Origin of the sequence: Nocardiopsis sp. JB363 (genome assembly GCF_900143625.1) — a bacterium.
Taxonomy (GTDB): domain Bacteria; phylum Actinomycetota; class Actinomycetes; order Streptosporangiales; family Streptosporangiaceae; genus Nocardiopsis.
Genome location: NZ_FRFF01000091.1, coordinates 55,117 through 75,422, shown reverse-complemented (window position 1 = coordinate 75,422; position 20,306 = coordinate 55,117). Strand labels below are relative to the sequence as shown.

Sequence of the window (20,306 nt, the reverse complement as noted above, 5' to 3'; positions counted from 1 at the left end):
CTGTTGGCCCCCTCCCCCGCCCTCGCCCACGACGTGCTCACCGCCTCCGACCCGGAGGACGGCACCACCCTGGAGGCGATCCCCGAGGAGGTCGTGCTGACCTTCAACAACGCGCCGATGGAAGGTGGCGACGGCAGCGCGATCGTCGTGACCGGCCCCGACGGTGAGACCCAGTACGAGGACGGCGCGCTCACCTTCAGCGACGCGGACGTGTCCGTGGGGCTGTCCCCGCTGGACGAGGCGGGCGAGTACAGCATCGCCTACCGCGTCGTCTCCTCCGACGGCCACCCCATCCAGGACACGATCACCTTCTCGGTGACCGACGAGGCCGTGGCCGACGCGGCCCCGGAGGAGCCGGAAGAGGAGCCCGCCGAGGCCGAGCAGCCTTCGGACGAGGTGGCCTCGGATGCCACGGCCGCCGCCGAGGAACCCGCGGACGAGGGCACGTCGCCCACCACGCTGCTGCTGGTCGGCGGTATCGCCACCCTCGCCGTCATCGGCCTGATCGTGATCCTCGTGGTGCGCATGCGCAAGCGCCCCGGATCCGGCGAGAACCAGTAGACGAACGACGAAGGGGCCCGCACACGCTTCGTGTGCGGGCCCCTTCGTCGTCGAGTCGTGCGCCTCAGCGGCGACGGGCGAGGAGGATGCTGATGTTGTCCTTGCCACCGGCGCCCATGGCGGCCTGCCACAGGGCGTGCACGGCGGCCTCGTCACTGCCGGCCTCCGCGATCATGCGTTCCATCTCCTCCAGCAGCACCAGGTCGGAGAGCCCGTCGCTGCACATGAGCCAGGCGCTGGGATCGGTGGCCTCGTCGCGGCCCACGTGCGGGACCATCGAGCCGCCGGAGCTGCCGCCCAGGGACTGGGTGATGAAGTTGGTGGTGACGGGACGGCCGTCCTCGGAGGGGGGCAGGGCCGGGGAGTCGTCCTCGGAGAGCTGGCGCAGGCGGCGGCCCTCCAAGCGGTAGGTTCGCGAGTCGCCCACGTTGAACCAGAAATTGCCGTCGTTGTTGAGCAGGACCCCGGCGACCGTGGTGCCCATCCCGGAGAACTCCGGGTGTTGTGAGGCGTGGTCCTTGATCTCCTCATCGATGTGGGTGAGGAGCTGGGCGACCTCCTCGGGGTTGTTCAACCGGGGACCCATCTCGGCCATGCGGTGCACGGCGTGCTCCGAGGCGATCTCACCGGCGGCCTGGCCACCGATGCCGTCCGCCACCGCGAGGATCACCGGTTCAGCCACCGGCAGTACGCAGCGGACCGGGGAGGTCATGTTCGCACTGGCGACGGTGAGAGCGCCCATGACCACGGAGTCCTCGTTGGCGGGGCGGATAGCGCCCCGGTGCGTGAGGGCCGTGACAATGACTTCCCCACCAGCGACACCCATACGCCCTTCCTCCCGTTTCGTCGGCCTTGGCCGGTCGCCCGGCAACAGCCGGACCTTGATCGAGTCCCGTTCAACGTCTGGATTCTGTCACCGTACCGAGACGGAGGTCGGTCGAAATCCGTGTACATCATGACGGAAAACGCTCGGATGCGCAGTTCCCGCCCGCCTTTGTACCGCCAAAAGTGTGGCGACGGAGGACTGAGGGGCCCGTGAGTCGTCCCGACCCGGTTCCGGTCCGACACTAGCGTTGCTCAGGGCCGACCGACAGTGCCGATCGGGAGGTTCGGTGAACCAGCAGCCCAGGGACCTGTTTCCGGGGGACCCGAGACGGCCGGAACCGGCCGTTCCCACAGGTTTCGGGCATTTGATGGGAGCAAGAGCCCGTTGTCGGCCTGCCAAGGGTCTGGCACAATGGAGTCCGTTGGGTGTCTAAGACGCAGACACACACGACCCCCGCCCCGTGCGCGAGCCTCGATCTCAGAGGTACGCCCGGTGGCGCCCAGTCCTCTCGACGGTCGTTTGGTGTGGTCTGTCATGCGTCGCTCCCTCCCCTCTTTCTCCTGTGAACCATCGCACCGTCCGCACGCCGTGCGCGCGGCGCTTCGTGCTGTCCGAGCACCCTCACCCTCGTGGCACGGACCCGTGCCTCCCGCGTTCCCCTGAAGATCCGCCGGTCCGTGCCCGACGGCGTCCGGTGGTTTTCACCCCATGTGAAAGCACCGGTGGCCCCAGGGCATGGCGGCCCGACCCCGTACACCCCGGAAGGATTCCGACTCCCCGCTCCGGAGTCCCCCCGGGACCAACCACGACGGACACCACGGCGGTGTCCAAGGAGTTCAGCCCAGTGAAGATCGCCATGGTCGCCGAACACGCCAATCCCCTTCCCGCGCACCGGGGCGAACCGGCCTGCCCGGTGAGCCTGCACCTGTGCGCCGTGTCCCGACAACTCGCCAAGCGCGGCCACAAGGTGACCGTCTACGTCCGCCGCAGCGACCCCGAGCAGCCCGAGGGACGCACGCGCATGGCCCGCGGCGTCTCCGTCGCCCACCTGGACGCCGGGCCCGCCCACGTGCTCGACGAGACCGAGCAAGCGGAGCACACCGGCGCCTTCGGGACCGCTTTGGCCGCCGTCCTCGACGAGGACACCCCCGACGTCCTGCACGCCATCGGCTGGACCAGCGGCCTGGCCGCCCTGCACGCCCAGGCGCACAGCGAGAAGGACCAGAGCGGCGTCCCCATCGTCCAGACCTTCCACTCCCTCAACGCCAGTGAGCAGCGTTCCGGCCTCGCCCACCGACCGGATCGTGCCCGGATGGAGACGATCCTGGCCTCCCGCGCCGACCGCGTCCTGGTCAACTCCACCGACCAGCAGGGTGAGCTGGCCCGCCTGGGCGTGCCCCGCCACCACGTCAGCGTCGTGCCGTTCGGTGTGGACTCCGACCACTTCAGTGTCGAGGGCAGCGCTTCCGCGGAGCCCTGGACCTCCCGTCGTGAGGAGCGCTCCCGCCTGATCTCGGTCACCTCCCTGACCGAAGCCGGTGGCGCCGAACGACTGGTCGAGGCGATGACCCGCCTGCCCGAGGCCGAACTGCTGCTGGTGTCGACCGCCGACGACCGCACGGTCGCCCTCGACGAGAACGCCCGCCGCGTCGAACTCCTCGCCAAGGAGGCCGGCGTGGACGACCGCGTGCACATGACCGGACCGGTGGAGCGCAAGGAACTCCCCCGGTTGCTGCGTTCGGCCGACGTCTTCGTGTCCGCCGCCTCCTACGACCCCTACGGCGGCGCCGTCCTGGAGGCCATGTCCTGCGGCCTACCGGTCGTGGCCACCGCCACGGGTGCCGTGCCCGGCGCGGTCCTGCACCGCACCAGCGGCGTGCTCATGCGCTTCGGCCGCCCCGACGAGGTCGCCCGATCGGTCCGCGCGGTGCTCAACACACCCACCATGAGCAGCGCCTACGGCATCGCCGCGGTCGACCGCGCCCGTTCCCGCTTCACCTGGCAGCGCATCGCCGTGGAGACCGAGCTGGCCTACGAGCGTTCACGCCCGCAGCAAACCGAACGCGATCACTCCGACGAGGACGAGACGGAACTGCTCCTGTCCGGTTCCTCCCACTGAGCGGTCCACCCCCACCGATGACCTTCGAACACCAGGGACTGCTCTACCGCCGGGAGAGACGGTTCCATGAGGTGACACGGGAACGACTCCGCACCGCGGTACGCGGAGACGGCCACACCGTCCTGGCCGTGGCGGACCCGGCCGCGCTCCTCCACGGGCTCACGCCCGAGGAGCGCGGCCGGGTGCACGTCGTGGACCGGGACACCCTCTACGACGCCCCTGGTCGCACCCTGGCGACCCTGCACCGCATGTCCCTCGTGCACGACTCCGTCACGGTGGTGGGTCAACCGCCCCTGCCCACCGACGGGGCGATGGAGAACCGCGAATGGCACCGGCTGGAGTCGGTACTGAGCACGGCGCTCGCGCCGACGCGCATGCGCGTGCTGTGCGTCCACGACGAACGGAGGCTGCCGCCGGGTACCCGGGCCGCCGTTCTGGCCACACACCCCGCTCTGGTGGGCGAGGAGGGGGTTCGCTCCAACTCGGCCTACCTGGGCCCCGCGGCGTTCGGTCGACGGCGCCCGGCACCGGAACCGCTGCCGGTGACGAGCCCGGTGCACCGTCTGGAGATCGAACAGTCCCTGCCTCGGCTACGCGGCGACCTCGGGTCCCTGGCACACTCCGTGGGCCTTCCGCGGGACCGGGTGGACGGTCTGGTGGTGGCGGTGAACGAACTCGCGGCCAACGTGTTGGAGCACGGGGCGGGCAAGGGGACCGTGCAGATGTGGCGCGGACCCGACCGATGGGTGTGCGACGTCTTCGACGAACGCGGCGGACTCCACGACTCCTTGGCGGGGTACCGTCCCGTCGACGGCCTGCGCCCCCGCGGGTACGGGCTGTGGATCACCCGGCAGATCTGCGACTTCATGGAGATCTGTGGGGACGAGGCGGGTTCGCTGGTGCGGCTGCACTTCGTGGACCCCGTCGCCGGCCGCGCGAGGGAGGGGACCGCGGAGGGCGCGCGCACCACCCCGGTCGGCCCCTGAGATCGGTGGCCTCAGGGCCCCGGTTCAGCCGCCGAGTTCGGAGACCGCGTCGTCTGTACTGGCGCCTATCGGGATGACCTGGTCGATCCCCGCTATCACGAACAACCGGTTGACCTGCTGCTGGGGCGCGGTCACGACGAACCCGACATCCAGGTCACGGGCCTGGCGGAACGCCGCGACCAGCACTCCGATGCACCGGGAGTCGCAGAAACCGACCTTGGCCAGGTCCACCACCACACCTTTGGGGGTGTCGCCGAGGACCTCGTCCAACGCCTCGGCCAGTGCCGGGGACGTGACCGCGTCCATCTCACCGACGGGTGTCACGACGGCGACGCCATCCTCGCGGCGAATCGAGATGTCTGACGTCACGGTCGGTCTCCTTGTCGATCACTGCGCCGGGTGGGTCCCGGCCCCGCCGTGGGGCGGGCCGACCGCCGTCGCGCGCCACGACGGTCTCGGACCCTCATCATGACGCGCTACGGTCACGCTCCGGACTCACCACGGTCTTGTTGCCGGGTCGTTCTTCGAGGTCCCACCATGTTCATCGCACCTTCGGGCCGCCGCGGTTCACCATTCGCCCCTTCCGTCCCGGTTCACCGACCGTCGGCACCGTTGCGCCGCATGCGCGGTTGAGGACCGGTGTTCTCCGCGACCAGATCCCTGGCCACGTCCACCACTCGTTTGCGGTTGCGCTGGGCCACCTCGCGTAGAGCGGTGAAGGCGGCGTCGGCGTCGCAGCCCCTGGCGTGCATGATGATCCCCTTGGCCTGGTCGATGACCGTACGCGCCGACATGGCCCGACGCATGTGCGCGGACTCCCGGGCGGCGTCCGTCTGTCGGACGGCCGTGTGCAGGGCCATCGCCGAGTGTTCGGCCAGCAGCGCGGTGAGTTCGGGGCCGACCCCCTCATCGAAGGCGTCGGCGCGGCCGGAGTGCACCCCGAAGGTGAGCACACGGTCCTCGTCGCCGTCCCCGGGCAGTGCGCTGGGCTGGGTGATGGAGGAACGGTCGCCGCACTGGACCGCCATGCTCGTGTACCGGGGCCAGCGCTGTTCGCGCAGCACGTCGGACACCCGGACCTGGCTCATCTCGCGGACCGCCTCGACCGTGGGCCCCTGGTCGGTCGTGTACTGGTGTTCCAAGGCCTTGGACAGGTCGGGGTGGGAGGCCCCGTAGTCGGTGACCACGTGGCGGCGGGACCCGTCCGGGCCGACCACCTCCCGCCACAGCACCACCAGCGCCGCCGAGCATCCCGGGACGCTCAGCGCCGCGGCCCGGCTCATCTGGTCCAGCGCGCGTTCGGGGGTGGTGTTCTCCTCTTGCCCGAGCGCACCGATGTCACGGGCGAGGTGTTCGATCCACATCGTGCGAACCTCCTCTACTCGTGCCCCTCTCCCGCACCAAAGGTAACCTTCGAAAAAGCCTCGACCTGACACCGGAACATTCCGGAAGCCACCACCGCCCTCGAAGACGATCGGGAGACCGTGAGCGTGTCGGACAACCTCGCCGATCTGCAACGCGAGATCAACTCGCTGAGTGAACGTGTCGCGGCGTTGCGCAACACCCATGCGACCTACCCGGGCGACGCCGGGGGCACCGCCGAGGCCGCCCTCGCCGAACTGGAGTACGCCGAACGCCTACTCGGCGACGCCGGTGGGGAATTGGCCCGCGCCCTCAGCGGACCCGCCGAACCCCGTCGCAGCGGCGACGACAACGATCGTGTCCTGCTGCGCGCGATGTTCAACGAACTCAGTGTGCCGGTGGTGCTGTTGGACCACGACGGTTACATCCGTCGGATCAACAACGCCGGGGCCGAGCAACTGGGCGGCGCCCCCGGCTATGTCACCGGAAAACCCTTCGCCCACTTCGTCGACCTGCGTAAACGAGCGGCGATGCAGTCGTGGTTGGCCGCGGTGCTGCGCGGTAACGGCCCCGCTTCCTTGGAGTCGCGGCTGGCGCAGCGCGGGTGGGCCGAGGACGTGCACCTGACCCTGACCCGGTTGGAATTGCCCACCGAGGCTCAGCCCCTGGTCCTGGTGGCGATGTCACCACCGATGAACGGCGCCGATGAGGACGGCCCCTCTCCGTTGGAGCCGGAGGTGGAGGACCAGGTGGTCGTGCTCGCCGCCCGCCGCCTGGACGTACTGACCCGGATGACCCGTCTGCTGCTGCGAGGCACCACGCCCACGAGGGCCTTGGCGCTCACCGACGCCGCCGACCTGCTCGCCGACTCCTACGCGGACTGGGTGATCATCGACGTCTGCGACCTGCCCGAGGACCCCAACGCGGCCCGTCGCGCGGCCGTGATCGGCCCGGCCGACGCCCCGGAGGGTCAACGCGACGAGGTGGCCGCGTTGCCCCCGGGCGATTCCGACATCCCCCGGGAGGTGCTCGGCCGCGGTCAGTCGCTGCTGTTCCCGCTGATCGAGGACGAGACGGTGCTGGGCAACATGGGAGCGGGCGCCCCGGCCCTGGGGGTGTTGGGCGCCGGTTCCCTGCTGTCGGTGCCGTTGCGCGGCAGCCGGGGCGTGCGGGGCGCCCTCACCCTGATCCGACGCAGCAACCGGAGCAGCTTCCGCCTGGCCGACCTGGGACTGATCGAGGAGATCGGCGAACACATCGGCCTCGCGCTACCGCCTCGACCACTCTGATCAGTCTTCGGGGCCGTGGAGGGTGTCGACCAGGGTGGACAGGTGTGAGGCCGAACGGTCCACTCGGCGGACGGCGTCCACCAGTGGTTGGTCGATCTCCTGGTAGTTGCCGACGATGTGATCGCGCAGGTCGGCCAGGTCGGCTTGGACCTGTCGGGAACGCTGGGAGAGCTGCTCGGCGAGCACCTTTCCGGGTTCGCCGGTCTCCTGGTTGAGCACCCGTTGCAACGACCGGGCCTGTTCGCGCATCTGCGCCTTGAGCTGGTGCAGTTCGACGAACACCTCGACCTTGGAGCGCAGCACCCAGGGGTCGAACGGCTTGATGAGGAAGTCCACCGCGCGCGAGGAGTAGCCGCGGAACACCTGGTGCCGATCGACTTCCTGAGCGGTCAGGAAGATGATCGGCACGTGCTTGGTCTTCTCCCGCTGCTTGATGTGCGCGGCGGTCTCGTATCCGTCCATGCCCGGCATGATGACGTCGAGCAGGATCACGGCGAAGTCCGTGCCCAGAAGGTGCTTCAGCGCCTCCTCGCCGGAGTTGGCCCGAACCAGGTTCTGGTCGAGGGAGGTGAGGGCCGCCTCCAGCGCGATGAGGTTCTCGTCGCGGTCGTCGACGAGAAGGATGTTGGCCTTCTGAGTCACTGCTGCTTACTCCGTGTCGTGCGGTGAGGTGTTGCCGTGGGTGCCGGATTCCCCGGTCGGTGCGTGGTCCGTGTCGCCATTGTGCACGCCGGCGGAACCGTTCGTGTCACCAGGACCATCGTCGGCAGCGGCGCCCGCCCGGGTCTCCTCCGGGCCGGCGGTGAGCCAACGACGCATCACGTCCAGCAGGTGGTCCAGGTCGACCGGTTTGGTGACGTAGTCGGTGGCCCCGGCCGCCAGACTGCGCTCCCGATCGCCCTGCATGGCCTTGGCGGTCAGCGAGATGATCGGCAGGTCCGCGAACTGGGGCATCTCCCGGATGCGCTGGGTGGTCTGGTTACCGTCCAGCTCCGGCATCATCACGTCCATCAGGACGAGTGAGATGTCCTCGTTGGCCTCCAGCCTCTCGATTCCGGTGTGGCCGTTGTCGGCGTACAGGACCTCCAGGCCCTGCGCCTCCAGTGCGCTGGTCAGCGCGAACACGTTGCGCACGTCGTCGTCGACGATGAGCACGCGTTGCCCCGACAGGATCGCTCGGCGCTCGGGGTCGGGACGGGCCTCGACCCGCTCCTCCTCACCCGATTCCTCGGGTTCGGCGCTCTTGAGGACCTGCACCATGGGCAACGGCTCCTCGGGCTCGCCCGAGTCGGTCAGGGCCGCCACCACGGCGTCGAAGTCCTCGTCGGGCAGATCGAGCTCGTCGCCGTTGAACGAGTCGTGGACGTTCGGCCCCTGTTCCAGAGCGATCGGCGTGATCAGGGCCGGGGGCTGATCCACGGCGTCCCCGGCGTTCTCGGGCACGCGCACCGGCAGCAGCAGGGTGAAGGTGGAGCCCTGTCCGGAGACGCTCCGCACCCGGATCTCACCGCCGAGCAGGCGGGCGAAGTTGCGGCTGATGGACAGGCCCAGGCCGGTGCCTCCGAAGCGCCGCGAGGTCCCACCGTCGCCCTGGTGGAAGGCCTCGAAGATCACCTGCAGCTTGTCCTCGGCGATCCCGATACCGGTGTCGGTGACGGTGAAGGCGATGACCTCCTCGTTCTCGACGAACATGTCGAGGTCGGTGTCCTCCAGCGCCCAGGCCGGTTCGATGAGCAGTCGGACCTCGCCTTGTGAGGTGAACTTGACGGCGTTGGAGAGCAGGTTGCGCAGGATCTGCTGGAGTCGCTGTTCGTCGGTCCACAGGGTCTCGGGGATGTCCGGGGACACGTCCACCGCGAAGGCCAGCCCCTGTTCACCGGTGACCGGCCGGAAGGTGGCCTCCACGTAGTCGACGAGCTGGGCGATGGAAACATCGCTGGGCTGTACCTCGGCACGGCCCGCCTCCACCTTGGACAGGTCGAGGATCTCGTCGATGAGCAGCAACAGGTCGCTGCCGGCCTTGTGGATGGTCTGGGCGAACTCGACCTGCTTGGGCGTGAGGTTCTGATCGGCGTTGTCGGCGAGCAGGCGGGCCAGGATGAGCAGGCTGTTGAGCGGCGTGCGCAGCTCGTGCGACATGTTCGCCAGGAACTCGGACTTGTACTTGGACGAGACCTGCAGCTGGTGGGCCCGCTCCTCCAGCGCGTTCCGGGAACGCTGGATCTGCTGGTTCTGCAACTCGATCGCGCGATTCTGGTTGGCCAGCTGGGTGGCCTTCTGCCGCAGCTCCGCGTTCATGCCGCGCAGCTCCTCCTGCTGACGCTGGAGTTCGTTGGAGCGTTCGCGCAGCTGGCTGGTGAGCTGCTGGGACTGTTCCAGCAACAGCTCGGTGCGGTTGTTGGCCAGGATCGTGTTGATCGTGGTGCCGAGCAGCGAGACCAGTTGGCGCAGGAAGTTCTTGTGGATCTCGCGGAACTCCTCGAAGGAGGCGAACTCCACGACCCCCAGGGAACGTCCCTCGGTGACGATCGGGACGATGTAGAGGTGGTTGGGGTAGGCGTCCCCGAGCCCCGACTCGACGCTGACGTACCCGGGCGGGATGTTGCTGACCTGCTGTTCGACCTGCTGGGCGAGCGCCTCGCCCGCCAGTCCCTGGCCCTTGACGATGCGTCGCCGCTTCTCGCTGGGCTGGAAGCCGAAGCCCGCGTAGAGGCGGAAGACCCCCTCGTGGTCCTGGTCCTCGGGCAGGTAGCAGGCGCCGTGCTGGGCGCCGATGAGCGGCGTGACCTCGTTCATGATGAGGCGGGCCAGCTCGTCGAGGTCGCGGTGCCCCTGGATGTGTCCGGAGATGCGCGCGAGGTTGGACTTGAGCCAGTCGGCGTCACGCTGGTCGGCAGTGGTCTCGCGCAGGTTGGACACCATCAGGTTGATGTTGGCCTTGAGCTTCTCCATCTCACCGCGGGTGTCGACCTGGATGTTGCGGGTCAGGTCGCCCTTGGCGACGGCGTTGGCGACCTCCGCGATGGCGCGCACCTGGGTGGTGAGATTGCCGGCCAGCTCGTTGACGCTGTCGGTGAGCTGCCGCCACGTTCCGGTGACGCCCTCGACCTTGGCCTGACCGCCCAGCTGGCCGAGACTGCCCACCTCGTGGGCCACTCGGGTGACCTCCGTGGCGAAGGCCGACAGTTGGTCGACCATGGTGTTCACCGTGGTCTTCACTTCGAGGATCTCGCCCTGGGCGTTGACGTCGATCTTCTTGGTGAGGTCACCGGCGGCGACCGCGGTGGTCACCTCGGAGATGTTGCGCACCTGGGTGGTGAGGTTGTGCGACATCGAGTTGACGTTCTCGGTGAGGTCGTTCCAGATACCGGAGACGCCCTTGACGCTGGCACGACCGCCCAGCTTGCCCTCGGTGCCCACCTCACGCGCCACACGCGTGACCTCGTCGGCGAAGGCGGAGAGCTGGTCGACCATCACGTTGATGGTCTCCTTCAGTTCCAGCATCTCGCCCTTGGCGTTGACCGTGACCTGCTTGGTCAGGTCGCCGGCGGCCACCGCCCGCGTCACCATGGAGATCTGCCGCACCTGGTAGGTGAGGTTGTTGGCCATGGAGTTGACGTTGTCGGTCAGGTCCTTCCAGACCCCGGAGACGTCGCGTACGTGGGCCTGCCCGGCCAGTTTGCCCTCGGTGCCCACCTCGCGGGCCACGCGCGTGACCTCGTCGGCGAACGTGGACAGCTGGTCCACCATCGTGTTGATGGTGTCCTTCATTTCCAACATCTCGCCCTGGGCGTCGACCGTGATCTTCTTGCCCAGATCACCGCGGGCGACCGCGGTCGTGACCTGCGAGATGTTACGGACCTGGTAGGTGAGGCTGTTGGCCATCGAGTTGACGTTGTCGGTCAGGTCCTTCCAGATGCCCGACACGCCCTTGACGCTGGCACGACCGCCCAGCTTGCCCTCGGTACCCACCTCACGCGCCACACGCGTGACCTCGTCAGCGAGGGAGTCGAGCTGGTCGACCATCGTGTTCACGGTGTTCTTCAGGGCGAGCATCTCGCCTTGGACGTCCACCTCGACCTTGCGCGTCAGGTCGCCCCGGGCGACCGCGGTGGTCACCTTCGAGATGTCGCGGACCTGGTTCGTGAGGTTGTCCGCCATGGAGTTGACGTTGTCGGTGAGAGCCTTCCAGGTGCCCTGGACCCCGCGGACATTGGCGCGACCGCCCAGCTTGCCCTCGGTACCCACCTCACGGGCCACGCGCGTGACCTCGTCGGCGAACGTGGACAGCTGGTCCACCATCGTGTTGATGGTGTCCTTCAGCTCCAGCATCTCGCCTTGGACGTCGATGGTGATCTTCTTGGTCAGGTCACCGCGGGCGACCGCGGTGGTGACGGTGGAGATGTCGCGGACCTGCAGGGTGAGGCGGGAGGCCATCTGGTTGACCGACTCGGTGACCTCGCGCCAGGCGCCGGAGACGCCCTCGACCCGGGCTCTGCCGCCCAATTTGCCCTCGGTGCCCACCTCGCGGGCCACACGGGTGACCTCCTCGGTGAAGCCGCTCATCTGGTCGGCCATCCGGTTCACCGTGGTGGCCAGACGCAGCAGGTCTCCCCGGAGCTCACCGCTACGGGCCTCGGTGGAGGCGCGGCGGTTCAGCTCGCCCTCGGCGACCGAGTCCAGGACCCGGGCCACGTCGGTGACGGGTTCGGCGACCTCGTCCAGCAGCATGTTGAGCGCCCGGGCACTGTTGCCCCAGGCACCCCGCGCCGGGTGGACGATGACCCGCTCGTTGAGCCGGCCCTCCTCGCGGACCACGTCACCGACCCGTTGGAGCTCCGAGCTGAGCTGTTCGCTGTGGTCGACGACCTCGTTGAAGACGGAGGTGATCTCCTTGAGCTTGCCACTGCCGCGCGAGCGGAGCCGAACACTGAAGTCGCCGTCGCGCATCCGGTACAGGGCACTCAGAATCTCGTCGAGCTGGTCGTCGGCCAGTTCCTTGACCGCCTCGGGCATGTACCCCTCCTCTGTCCCGCACGCCACCTCGGTCATCGACCACCGCGCGCCGGAGCCGGCCCGACCCGGCCCACAACACAGTGGACCGGCCCCGTACCAGGTCGGGGTACGGGACACGGGTGAGCGCACGCCTGGCCGTGCGCTCTAGGTGACACCGTCACGCTATCGTCGCGAAGTACCACCCGAAAGAAGTGGATGTTTCGTCTCACACTAACCGGCCCGGCCATTTCGCACAGGTGGGTCGACCATCTCGTATCCGACGATCCCCTGAGGCGGGGCCCGGCCACCACCTCGCGAATCGCACGTATCGTTGCAGTCACCACCACCAGCATTCGCGCCCAGTGACGAAGGACACCGACGGCTTGGTAGTACAAGACGCGTTGAAGGTCGCTCGACGGGAGTTTCCCCCCGCTCCCGAAACAGCGGCGTCCGCCCGAGAATTCGTGCACGACACCCTGCTCGGCTGGGGTGTGCCCGACCCGTTCGACGACATCATCCTGCTCGTCAGCGAATTGGTCACCAATGCCGTCATCCACGCGGACTCCGCGCTGGAGGTCACCGTCCGACGCTCGGAGGGGTCCACGGAGGTGATGGTCACCGATTCTGCACCCGAGAGGGCCGTCCCACAGGCGGGCCCGCTCACGGTGGACACCTCGCCCTCGACCGACGACGAGCGCAGCGGCGGCCTGGGACTGGCGTTGGCCTCCGCCATCGCCTCCAGTTGGGGTGTGAGCTACGGGCGCAACGACAAGGCCGTGTGGTTCCGCATCGAGGACAAGAGCGACGGGACTCCGTCACTGGAGTCCCCACCGGTACGCCGGGGTTCCGCCCGGCCCACGCGTCCGCCGGCGTGGTCGGCGTTGGACTCGGCGCTGGGTTCGCGCTTGAGCCTGCCGCAACTGCTGGAACGCACCGTGGAGTACTCCACGTCGACGCTGGGCGGCGACGCCGCCTACATCGCGTTGGCCACCTCCGACGAGACCATGTGGGAAGTACGTTCCGCGGCCGGGCTGACCAGTGGGGCGCCCTGGCGTACGCTCCGGGTGCGCACCGAGGAGATCTTCCCGTCCGCGGCGCCCGAACCCGGACCGGTGATCAACGACGACCTGATGATCGCCCGCGCCAGCCACGGCGCGCTGTCCCGGGCCGGGATGCGGTCGCAGGTGACGGCCCCGCTGATCGTCGACGGCCGGGTGACCGGCCTGTTGGCGGTGGCCTCCACCCGCGCCCGTCACTTCGGTTCCGCGGCCGCCAAACGGCTCCAGGAAGGCGCCGACCTCATCGCGCTGCCCGTGGAACGGGCCCGCCTCGCCGAGGTGGAGCTGAGCCGTCGCGCCTCCCTGAGCTTCCTCGCCGAGGCCAGCGACCTGCTCGCCGGTACCCTCGACGAGCGGATGACCGGCGCTCTGGCGGCGCAGCTCATCACCTCGCGTCTGGGCCGTTGGTGCGCCATTCACACCATCAACGAACTGGGGATCTCCAAGCTCACCCACGTGGTGCACAGCGACGAGAACCTCAACGACGTCCTGCGTTCCCTGCTCACCGCGTTGCCACCGCAGGAACAGCGCGAACCGCAGCCGTTGTGGAGCCCGCAGGAGCTGGCGACCGAGGAGCTGGACGAGCGCCTGACGGGGGCGCTGGCCCGCGGACCGGCGATCAGCATTCCACTGATCGCGCACGGTCGGGCGCTGGGCCGGATGACGATCGGCAAGCACGAGGCCGACGACTTCACCCGCGAGGAGGCGGACGTCGCCGACGACCTGAGCCGTAGGGTCGCCTCGGCGATGGAGAACGCCCGCCTGCACGAGCGGCACACCTCGATGAGCACCGCCCTGCAACGCAGTCTGCTGCCGCCCAAGGACAAGGAACCCGTGATCCCGGGGGTGGACCACGCGGTGTACTACCGGCCCTCGGACGAACGCAGCGAGGTCGGCGGCGACTTCTACGACGTGTTCTCCGCCAGCGGCCGGTGGTGCTTCGCGATCGGTGACGTGTGCGGCACCGGCCCGGAGGCCGCGGCCGTCACCGGTCTGGCCCGGCACACGCTGCGCGCCCTGGCACGAGAGGGGTTCACCCCGGCCCACATCATGCAGCGGCTGAACATGGCGATCCTGGACGAGAACACCTCGACCCGGTTCCTCACCATGCTGTACGGGGAGATGACCCCGGCCACCGACGGCACCGGCGGCATGCGCGTGCGCATGGTCTCGGCCGGACACCCGCTTCCGATGCGCCTGAACCAGAAGGGCGTGGTGGAGACGTTCGGCAACTCCCAGCCGCTGTTGGGCGCGTTCGAGGACGTCGGATTCACGACCGAGAGCGTGGACATCCACCCGGGCGAGGTGGTGCTGGCGGTGACCGACGGCGTCACCGAGCGACGCAGCGGCAGCGACATGCTCGGCGACGAGGGGCTCGAAGAGATCTTCTCGCACGCCGCGGGCCTGACCGCCCAGGCGGTGATCAGCCGGATCGAACGCGAACTGGAGGAGTACGCCCCGGGCGGCAACTCCGACGACACCGCCATGCTGGTCCTGCGGTTCCTGTGACCGGAGCGGGTCAGAGCCAGCCCATGTCCTGGGCGGTGCGGATGGCCGCCATGCGGTTCGCCGCGCCGGTCTTGCCGATGGCGTTCGACAGGTAGTTGCGGACGGTGCCCTCGGTGAGGTGGAGCTTCTTGGCGATCGTGGCGACGGTGGCTCCGGCGGCGGCGCGCAGCACCTCGCTCTCCCGGTCGGTGAGCGGGCTCTCCCCGCCGACCATCGCGGCGGTGGCCAGGTCGGTGTCGATGTAACGCCCGCCCTCGTGGACCTTGCGGATGGCGCCGGCGAGTTGTTCGACCGGTGCGTCCTTGGCCAGGAACCCGCGGGCCCCCGCGGACAGGGCACGGCGCAGGTAGCCGGGGCGACCGAAGCTGGTGAGGATGACCACCCCGCAGCCGGTGGCGCGTTCCTTGAGCTCGGCCGCGGCCTCCAGCCCGGTGGCGCCGGGCATCTCGATGTCCAGCACGGCGATGTTCGCGTCGTGTTCGAGGACCAGGTCCGTCACCTGGTCGCCCCGACCGACCTCGGCGACGACCTCGATGTCATCCTCCAGGCCGAGCAGCGCGGCGATGGCTCCGCGCACCAGGTGTTCGTCGTCGGCGAGAACCAGCTTGATCACGGGGGACCTTCCCAGTCACCTGCGCTGTCAGAGAGCGCGAACACGGTATCGTTCCGGACATTGTGGATGATTCGGCACAGAGCGACCGATCGTGAGGACGCGTTCCACGTCTCGGGAGAACTCGAAACCGCGCTGTAGCGGGCTCTCACCCTCTTCTAACCCACACACCACAAGATGAAGCTTGTCAGTACATCGTCCCATCTGACGGAGGATGAGTTGCAGCCGAACGAAACGAACGACGGCCGGGAACCCGGTTCGGGTACCGAGCACGCCGCCGGCGCCGAGGACCACCCCGTCCAGGACTCCTTCGCCTCCGAAGACCGGGACCAGAGCGCTGCCGTGAGCGACCCCGCCCCGGTCAACGAGCCCGCACCGGAGACTTCCGAAGCGCCCGAGGCCCCTGCGATTCCCGAGGCCCCCGAGGCCCCCGCCGCCGAGCGTTCGGGTGCCCCGCGCTTCTCCCCACCCGAGGGATCGGCGCCCAGGTGGGCGACCGGCCCCCACGAATCCGATCCCGGTCCCTACGTCTTCCACGGTCAGGGTCCGCACACCGGCCCGCACCAGGGAGGACCGCAGCGGCCCGGACCGGGCATGCCTCCTCCGCCGCAGCAACCGCAGCAGCCGCAGGGGCCCTATGGCGGGGGGCCGCACACCGGGCCCTTCGCCCCGACCGGCCACCCCGGTCCGCCCGGTCCTCCCGGTCCGCCGCACCAGACCTCCGCCTTCGCGGCCGGTGGCCACCCCGGCGGCCCCCAGCACCCGGGACCGTTCGGGCAGCCGCCCTACGGCCCGCCGCCCCAGCCCAAGCGCAAGAAGCGCGGCACCGGCAGGATCGTGGGGATCGCCGCGGTGACCGCCCTGGTCACCAGCCTGGTCGTCGGACCCACGGCCGCGCTGGGCACCGCCTACCTGTTGCCCGGGTCCGAGCCGATCAGCGCGCTCACCGGAGAGCAGGGCACCACCGCCACCGAGGGGGCCGTCGGCGACGTCGCCGAGCAGGTCCTGCCGAGCGTGGTCTCCATCCAGACCGGTTCGGGTGGCGGCAGCGGCGTGATCCTGTCCTCGGACGGACAGATCCTCACCAACGCGCACGTGGTGGCGGCCGCCGAGGACGGCCCACTCCAGGTCCGGTTCAACGACGGCAGCGCCGCGGAGGCCGAGGTCCTCGGTGTGGACCCGGTGTCCGACATCGCGGTGATCCAGGCGGACGGCCGTGACGACCTCACCCCGGCCACCCTGGGCGACTCCGATCAGGTCGGGGTCGGTGGCGACGTGGTCGCGATCGGCTCCCCGCTGGGTCTGTCCGGCACGGTCACCACCGGTGTGGTCAGCGCGCTCAACCGGCCGGTGAACACCGGAGCGACCGAGAGCGGCGAAGGCCAGACCTCCACGGTGATCAACGCGATCCAGACGGACGCCGCGATCAACCCCGGCAACTCCGGTGGTCCGTTGGTGAACATGGCCGGCGAGGTGGTCGGGGTCAACACGGCCATCGCCGGGCTCTCCCAGGAGAGCGGTTCGGTGGGTCTGGGCTTCGCCATCCCGATCAACCAGGTTCAGCCGATCGCCGAGCAACTGGTGGACGGGGGCAGCGCCAGCTACCCGGCCATCCAGGCGACCATCGCCCCGAGCCGGGGCGGCGGCGCGGAGATCATGGAGGTCACCGATGGCGGGGCCGCCGCCGAAGCCGGTCTGTCCAGCGGTGACGTGGTGGTGTCGCTGGACGGTGAGACGGTGGACTCCCCGGACCAGCTCATCGCACAGATCCGGGCCCGTGCGCCCGGGGACGAGGTGACCCTGGGCGTCCTGGCCGGGGGCAACGGTTCCCCGGAGGACGTCAAGGTCACCCTGGACGAGCAGAGCGCCGCGGAGGCCACCGAGGAGGGCGAGGCGGAAGAGGACTGACCTCCTCTCAAGAACCGGTTCTGTCAGAGGCCGACGGGGGCGTCGCTCCGGCGGGACCATGGGTCGACGGGAAACCGACCCAGAAGAACGAAGGGGCGGTCCGGCTTTTCCAGCCGGGCCGCCCCTTCGTGTTGGCGGCGGCCCGGGTGTGGACGGACCTGAACACACGCGGGGAAACTGAGGGACACGAGGGAACACGAAGAGTATCGTTTTGCTCACTACGTGCAACCATCGGGGTCGTTCAGGTGTTCACCACAAGGCCGGCGACGGGCCATACGGATGGCCCACACTCGTGATTACCACGGCAGGCCGCGCGAAGCCCCAGGAGAATCCGGTATGTCCACGTCCTTCGCACCCCATCCGCCGACGGTGACGGGCCCGGCCCCTTCCGGTGGCGGACGCCGCCGGAGCAGGGTCCTCATCGGCACCGACACCTACCCGCCGGACGTCAACGGCGCCGCCTACTTCACCGCGCGGCTCGTCCGGGGGCTGACCGAACGCGGTGTCGACGTGCACTTGGTGTGCCCTTCGCCCACCGGACCCCCGCACGTGGTGGAGCGGGACGGGGTGGTGGAGCACCGGCTGCGGTCCATGCCCTCCCTGGCGCACGAGAGCGTCCGGCTGGCCCTGCCGACGGGCGTGCGCGGCCACCTGAACCGACTCCTGGACCGGTTGCGCCCGGACGCCGTGCACATCCAGAATCACTTCCTCGTCGGCCGGATGCTGACCGGCGCCGCGTGCGACCACGGCGTTCCGGTGGTCGCCACCAACCACTTCATGCCCGAGAACCTCTTCGACCACCTGCGCATGCCGTGGCCCCTGCGGCCCTACGCGGCGCGTCTGGCCTGGTGGGACCTGAACCGGATCCTGGGCCGGGCCGAGCACGTGACCACACCGACTCCGACCGCCGCCCGGTTGCTGCGCGAACAGGGGTTCGTCCACACGGTGGAGGCGGTCTCCTGCGGGATCGACCTGGACCGTTTCCGGCCGCTACCGGAGGACTCCGAGGTCGACGAGCGTCGTCGGCTGCGCGCCCGATTCGGGTTGCCCGACCGTCCGACGATGCTGTTCGTGGGTCGCCTGGACGAGGAGAAGCGCATCGACGAACTGGTGCGCGCGGTGGCGCGCACCTCCGACGTCCAGTTGGTGCTGGCCGGGCAGGGTTCGCACCGGGAGCGGTCGGCGGAACTGGCCCGGTCCGAGGGGGTGGCCGACCGGGTCCGATTCCTCGGTTTCGTGGCGCACGAGGACCTTCCGGACGTCTACCGGTGCGCGGACGTGTTCACCATCGCGGGCATCGCCGAACTCCAGAGCATCGCCACGTTGGAGGCCATGGCCAGTGGGCTGCCCGTGGTGGCGGCCGACGCGATGGCGCTGCCGCACCTGGTGGAGGAGGGCCGCAACGGGCACCTGTACGAGCCGGGCGACCCCGACGGGCTCGCCGACAGGGTGGAGTCGGTGGTGACCTCCGAACGGAACCGGGCACGTATGGGCGAACACAGCCGGCTCATGGCGTCCCGGCACCGTTTGGAGGACTCCCTGAAGCGTTTCGAACGCATCTACGAGGACGCGTCGGTCGGGGCGTTCGCCTCGTTCTCCGGCGGCAGGTAGAGCGGCAGGGCGAACCCGATCGCGGTGCCGCCGCCCTCCCGGTTACGGGCGAACACCTCTCCCCCGTGGTCGCGGGCGATCTCTTGCACCATGGCGAGCCCGAGCCCGGAACCGGGCAGCCCCCGGGCGACGGTGGCCCGGTAGAAGCGTTCGAAGAGATGGCCGATCTCGGCGGGGTCCACGCCCGGCCCCCGGTCCAAGACCTCCACGACACCCGCGCGGACACGGATCTCGATGGGACCGGTGCTGTCGGGGTCGAACTTGGCGGAGTTCTCCACGGGGTTGGACATCGCCCGTTCCAGGGCGCTGGGGCGGCCCCACACGAGGCTGTCGTCGGCGTCGACGAGGATCTCGCGACCGGTCCGACGTCGGGTTCGGGTGGCGACGCGTTCGGCGATACCGGAGAGCGCCACCGCGCTGCGGGTCTCGTCCTCGTGGTCGCCGGTGGCCAGTCCGACCAGCTCGTTGACCAGACCGGTGAGCTCCCGGGTCTCGCCCTGGAGGTCGTCGAAGAGCCGTTGCCGCGCGTCCGGGCCGAGCCGCTCCATCCGGCCCAGGACCTGCACATTGGTGCGCAGACTGGTGAGCGGGGTGCGCAGTTCGTGCGCGGCGTCCTGCACCAGACGGCGCTGTTCGTCCTTGGAACGGGCCAATCGGGCGAGCATTCCGTTGAAGGCGCTGGTGAGCCGGCCCACCTCGTCGTGTCCGGGCTCCTCCGGGCCGACGCCCGGACCACCGGCGCCGCCCTCGGGCGCTCCCCCGTTGCCACGCCCGTTGCGGGTGGTGGTGACCGGGTCGAGGCGACCCGTGGAGCTCACGTACTCGGCGGCCTCGGTCAGGCGGACCAGCCTGCCGGTGATGCGGTGTCCCACCAACCAGCCGACCGAGGCCGCGCACAGGGCGGCGAACAGACCCACCCACAGGATCTGCGTGGCCAGCTGACCCACCATCTGCTCGATCGGCGACTGTTGTTGCAGCAGTTGGACGGCGCCGCGCCCCTCGCCCATCGAGACCGTGCCCACCCGGTACGCCTGATCGTGGACCTGTAGTTCCCGCTTGCTCTCCACCCCGGGGTCATCGGCGCGAGCGACCTCCAGTTCCTCGGACGTGGGGTGGAAGGAGGAGATCTCGTGCTGATTGGTGAGCAGCCGCGCCCAGCTTCCGTCGGGGCCCAGGATCTGCGCGTCCAGGCTGCCCGGGGCCAGGAACGAGAGTCGGTTCTCCTGCACGTCGTGGCTCTCCTGGGCGGAGGCGATCAGCTGACGGGACAGGTTCTGCACCGCGCTGTCGAACTCGTCCTCCGCGTCGGCCCGGATGAGCGAGGCGGCGGTGCTGTAGGCGAGCATGCCGATCAGGGCGATGGTGACGGCGGCGACCGCCGCGAAGAGCACGGCGAAGCGGGTACCGAGCCGCCAGTCGCCCGGGTTGAGCAGCACGCTGTGCCGCGCCGCCTCCTGGACACGTGACTCCGG

At 69.5% G+C, this 20,306-nt stretch carries 14 protein-coding genes; 7 read left to right on the top strand and 7 right to left on the bottom strand.

Annotated features, from left to right (window positions below; all coding sequences use genetic code 11):
- The coding region (locus tag BQ8420_RS13825) for a copper resistance CopC family protein (RefSeq protein WP_143847249.1) at positions 1–561 on the top strand (561 nt) is incomplete at its 5' end.
- 64 nt (positions 562–625) lie between these two features.
- Here BQ8420_RS13825 and BQ8420_RS13820 read toward each other — a convergent pair.
- Positions 626–1,387, bottom strand: coding sequence for a PP2C family serine/threonine-protein phosphatase (locus tag BQ8420_RS13820; RefSeq protein WP_087099088.1), 762 nt, complete (start codon positions 1,385–1,387; stop codon positions 626–628).
- An 844-nt stretch (positions 1,388–2,231) separates the two neighbouring features.
- Here BQ8420_RS13820 and BQ8420_RS13815 point away from each other — a divergent pair.
- On the top strand, positions 2,232–3,506 hold the full coding sequence (locus BQ8420_RS13815) for a glycosyltransferase (protein WP_087099086.1): 1,275 nt from the start codon (positions 2,232–2,234) through the stop codon (positions 3,504–3,506).
- A 17-nt stretch (positions 3,507–3,523) separates the two neighbouring features.
- Positions 3,524–4,492: an anti-sigma factor RsbA family regulatory protein gene (locus tag BQ8420_RS13810; RefSeq protein ID WP_087099084.1), complete on the top strand. Its 969-nt coding sequence runs from the start codon at positions 3,524–3,526 to the stop codon at positions 4,490–4,492.
- Between the two features lie 24 nt (positions 4,493–4,516).
- Here the strand turns inward: BQ8420_RS13810 and BQ8420_RS13805 are convergent, their stop codons facing one another.
- Together BQ8420_RS13805 and BQ8420_RS13800 are read right to left on the bottom strand one after the other, a co-directional pair.
- Positions 4,517–4,861: an STAS domain-containing protein gene (locus BQ8420_RS13805; RefSeq protein ID WP_087099082.1), complete on the bottom strand. Its 345-nt coding sequence runs from the start codon at positions 4,859–4,861 to the stop codon at positions 4,517–4,519.
- A gap of 224 nt (positions 4,862–5,085) precedes the next feature.
- On the bottom strand, positions 5,086–5,856 hold the full coding sequence (locus tag BQ8420_RS13800) for an ANTAR domain-containing response regulator (protein ID WP_087099080.1): 771 nt from the start codon (positions 5,854–5,856) through the stop codon (positions 5,086–5,088).
- Positions 5,857–5,982: 126 nt separating this feature from the next.
- On the opposite strand from BQ8420_RS13800, the gene BQ8420_RS13795 reads away from it, so the two are divergent.
- The gene (locus BQ8420_RS13795) at positions 5,983–7,143 is read left to right on the top strand and encodes a PAS domain-containing protein (RefSeq protein WP_087099100.1); all 1,161 of its coding nucleotides are present in this window, start codon (positions 5,983–5,985) and stop codon (positions 7,141–7,143) included.
- Here the strand turns inward: BQ8420_RS13795 and BQ8420_RS13790 are convergent, their stop codons facing one another.
- On the bottom strand, positions 7,144–7,785 hold the full coding sequence (locus tag BQ8420_RS13790; protein WP_087099078.1) for a two-component system response regulator: 642 nt from the start codon (positions 7,783–7,785) through the stop codon (positions 7,144–7,146).
- 6 nt (positions 7,786–7,791) lie between these two features.
- Positions 7,792–12,159: a HAMP domain-containing protein gene (locus BQ8420_RS13785; RefSeq protein ID WP_087099077.1), complete on the bottom strand. Its 4,368-nt coding sequence runs from the start codon at positions 12,157–12,159 to the stop codon at positions 7,792–7,794.
- A gap of 380 nt (positions 12,160–12,539) precedes the next feature.
- Here BQ8420_RS13785 and BQ8420_RS13780 point away from each other — a divergent pair, with 380 nt between their 5' ends.
- Entirely contained in the window at positions 12,540–14,705 is a 2,166-nt protein-coding gene (locus tag BQ8420_RS13780) for a SpoIIE family protein phosphatase (RefSeq protein WP_087099075.1), read from the top strand.
- Between the two features lie 10 nt (positions 14,706–14,715).
- On the opposite strand, the gene BQ8420_RS13775 is transcribed toward BQ8420_RS13780, so the two are convergent.
- On the bottom strand, positions 14,716–15,318 hold the full coding sequence (locus BQ8420_RS13775) for a response regulator transcription factor (protein ID WP_087099073.1): 603 nt from the start codon (positions 15,316–15,318) through the stop codon (positions 14,716–14,718).
- Between the two features lie 216 nt (positions 15,319–15,534).
- Between BQ8420_RS13775 and BQ8420_RS13770 the strand changes: the two genes are divergently transcribed.
- Both BQ8420_RS13770 and BQ8420_RS13765 read left to right on the top strand, forming a co-directional pair.
- Positions 15,535–17,223, top strand: a complete 1,689-nt coding sequence (locus BQ8420_RS13770; RefSeq protein WP_087099071.1) for a S1C family serine protease — start codon at positions 15,535–15,537, stop codon at positions 17,221–17,223.
- A gap of 336 nt (positions 17,224–17,559) precedes the next feature.
- Positions 17,560–18,834, top strand: a complete 1,275-nt coding sequence (locus BQ8420_RS13765; protein ID WP_087099070.1) for a glycosyltransferase — start codon at positions 17,560–17,562, stop codon at positions 18,832–18,834.
- On the opposite strand, the gene BQ8420_RS13760 is transcribed toward BQ8420_RS13765, so the two are convergent.
- A complete protein-coding gene (locus tag BQ8420_RS13760; protein WP_087099068.1) occupies positions 18,783–20,270 on the bottom strand; it encodes a HAMP domain-containing sensor histidine kinase in 1,488 nt (495 codons plus the stop codon). The two genes, BQ8420_RS13765 and BQ8420_RS13760, sit on opposite strands and share 52 nt — an antisense overlap.
- Positions 20,271–20,306 lie beyond the last annotated feature (36 nt).

Coding starts and splice junctions, on each gene's coding strand:
- BQ8420_RS13820 (WP_087099088.1), bottom strand. CDS start 1,387: ATGGGTGTCGCTGGTGGGGAAGTCATTGTCACGGCCCTCACGCACCGG.
- BQ8420_RS13810 (WP_087099084.1), top strand. CDS start 3,524: ATGACCTTCGAACACCAGGGACTGCTCTACCGCCGGGAGAGACGGTTC.
- BQ8420_RS13800 (WP_087099080.1), bottom strand. CDS start 5,856: ATGTGGATCGAACACCTCGCCCGTGACATCGGTGCGCTCGGGCAAGAG.
- BQ8420_RS13785 (WP_087099077.1), bottom strand. CDS start 12,159: ATGCCCGAGGCGGTCAAGGAACTGGCCGACGACCAGCTCGACGAGATT.
- BQ8420_RS13765 (WP_087099070.1), top strand. CDS start 17,560: ATGTCCACGTCCTTCGCACCCCATCCGCCGACGGTGACGGGCCCGGCC.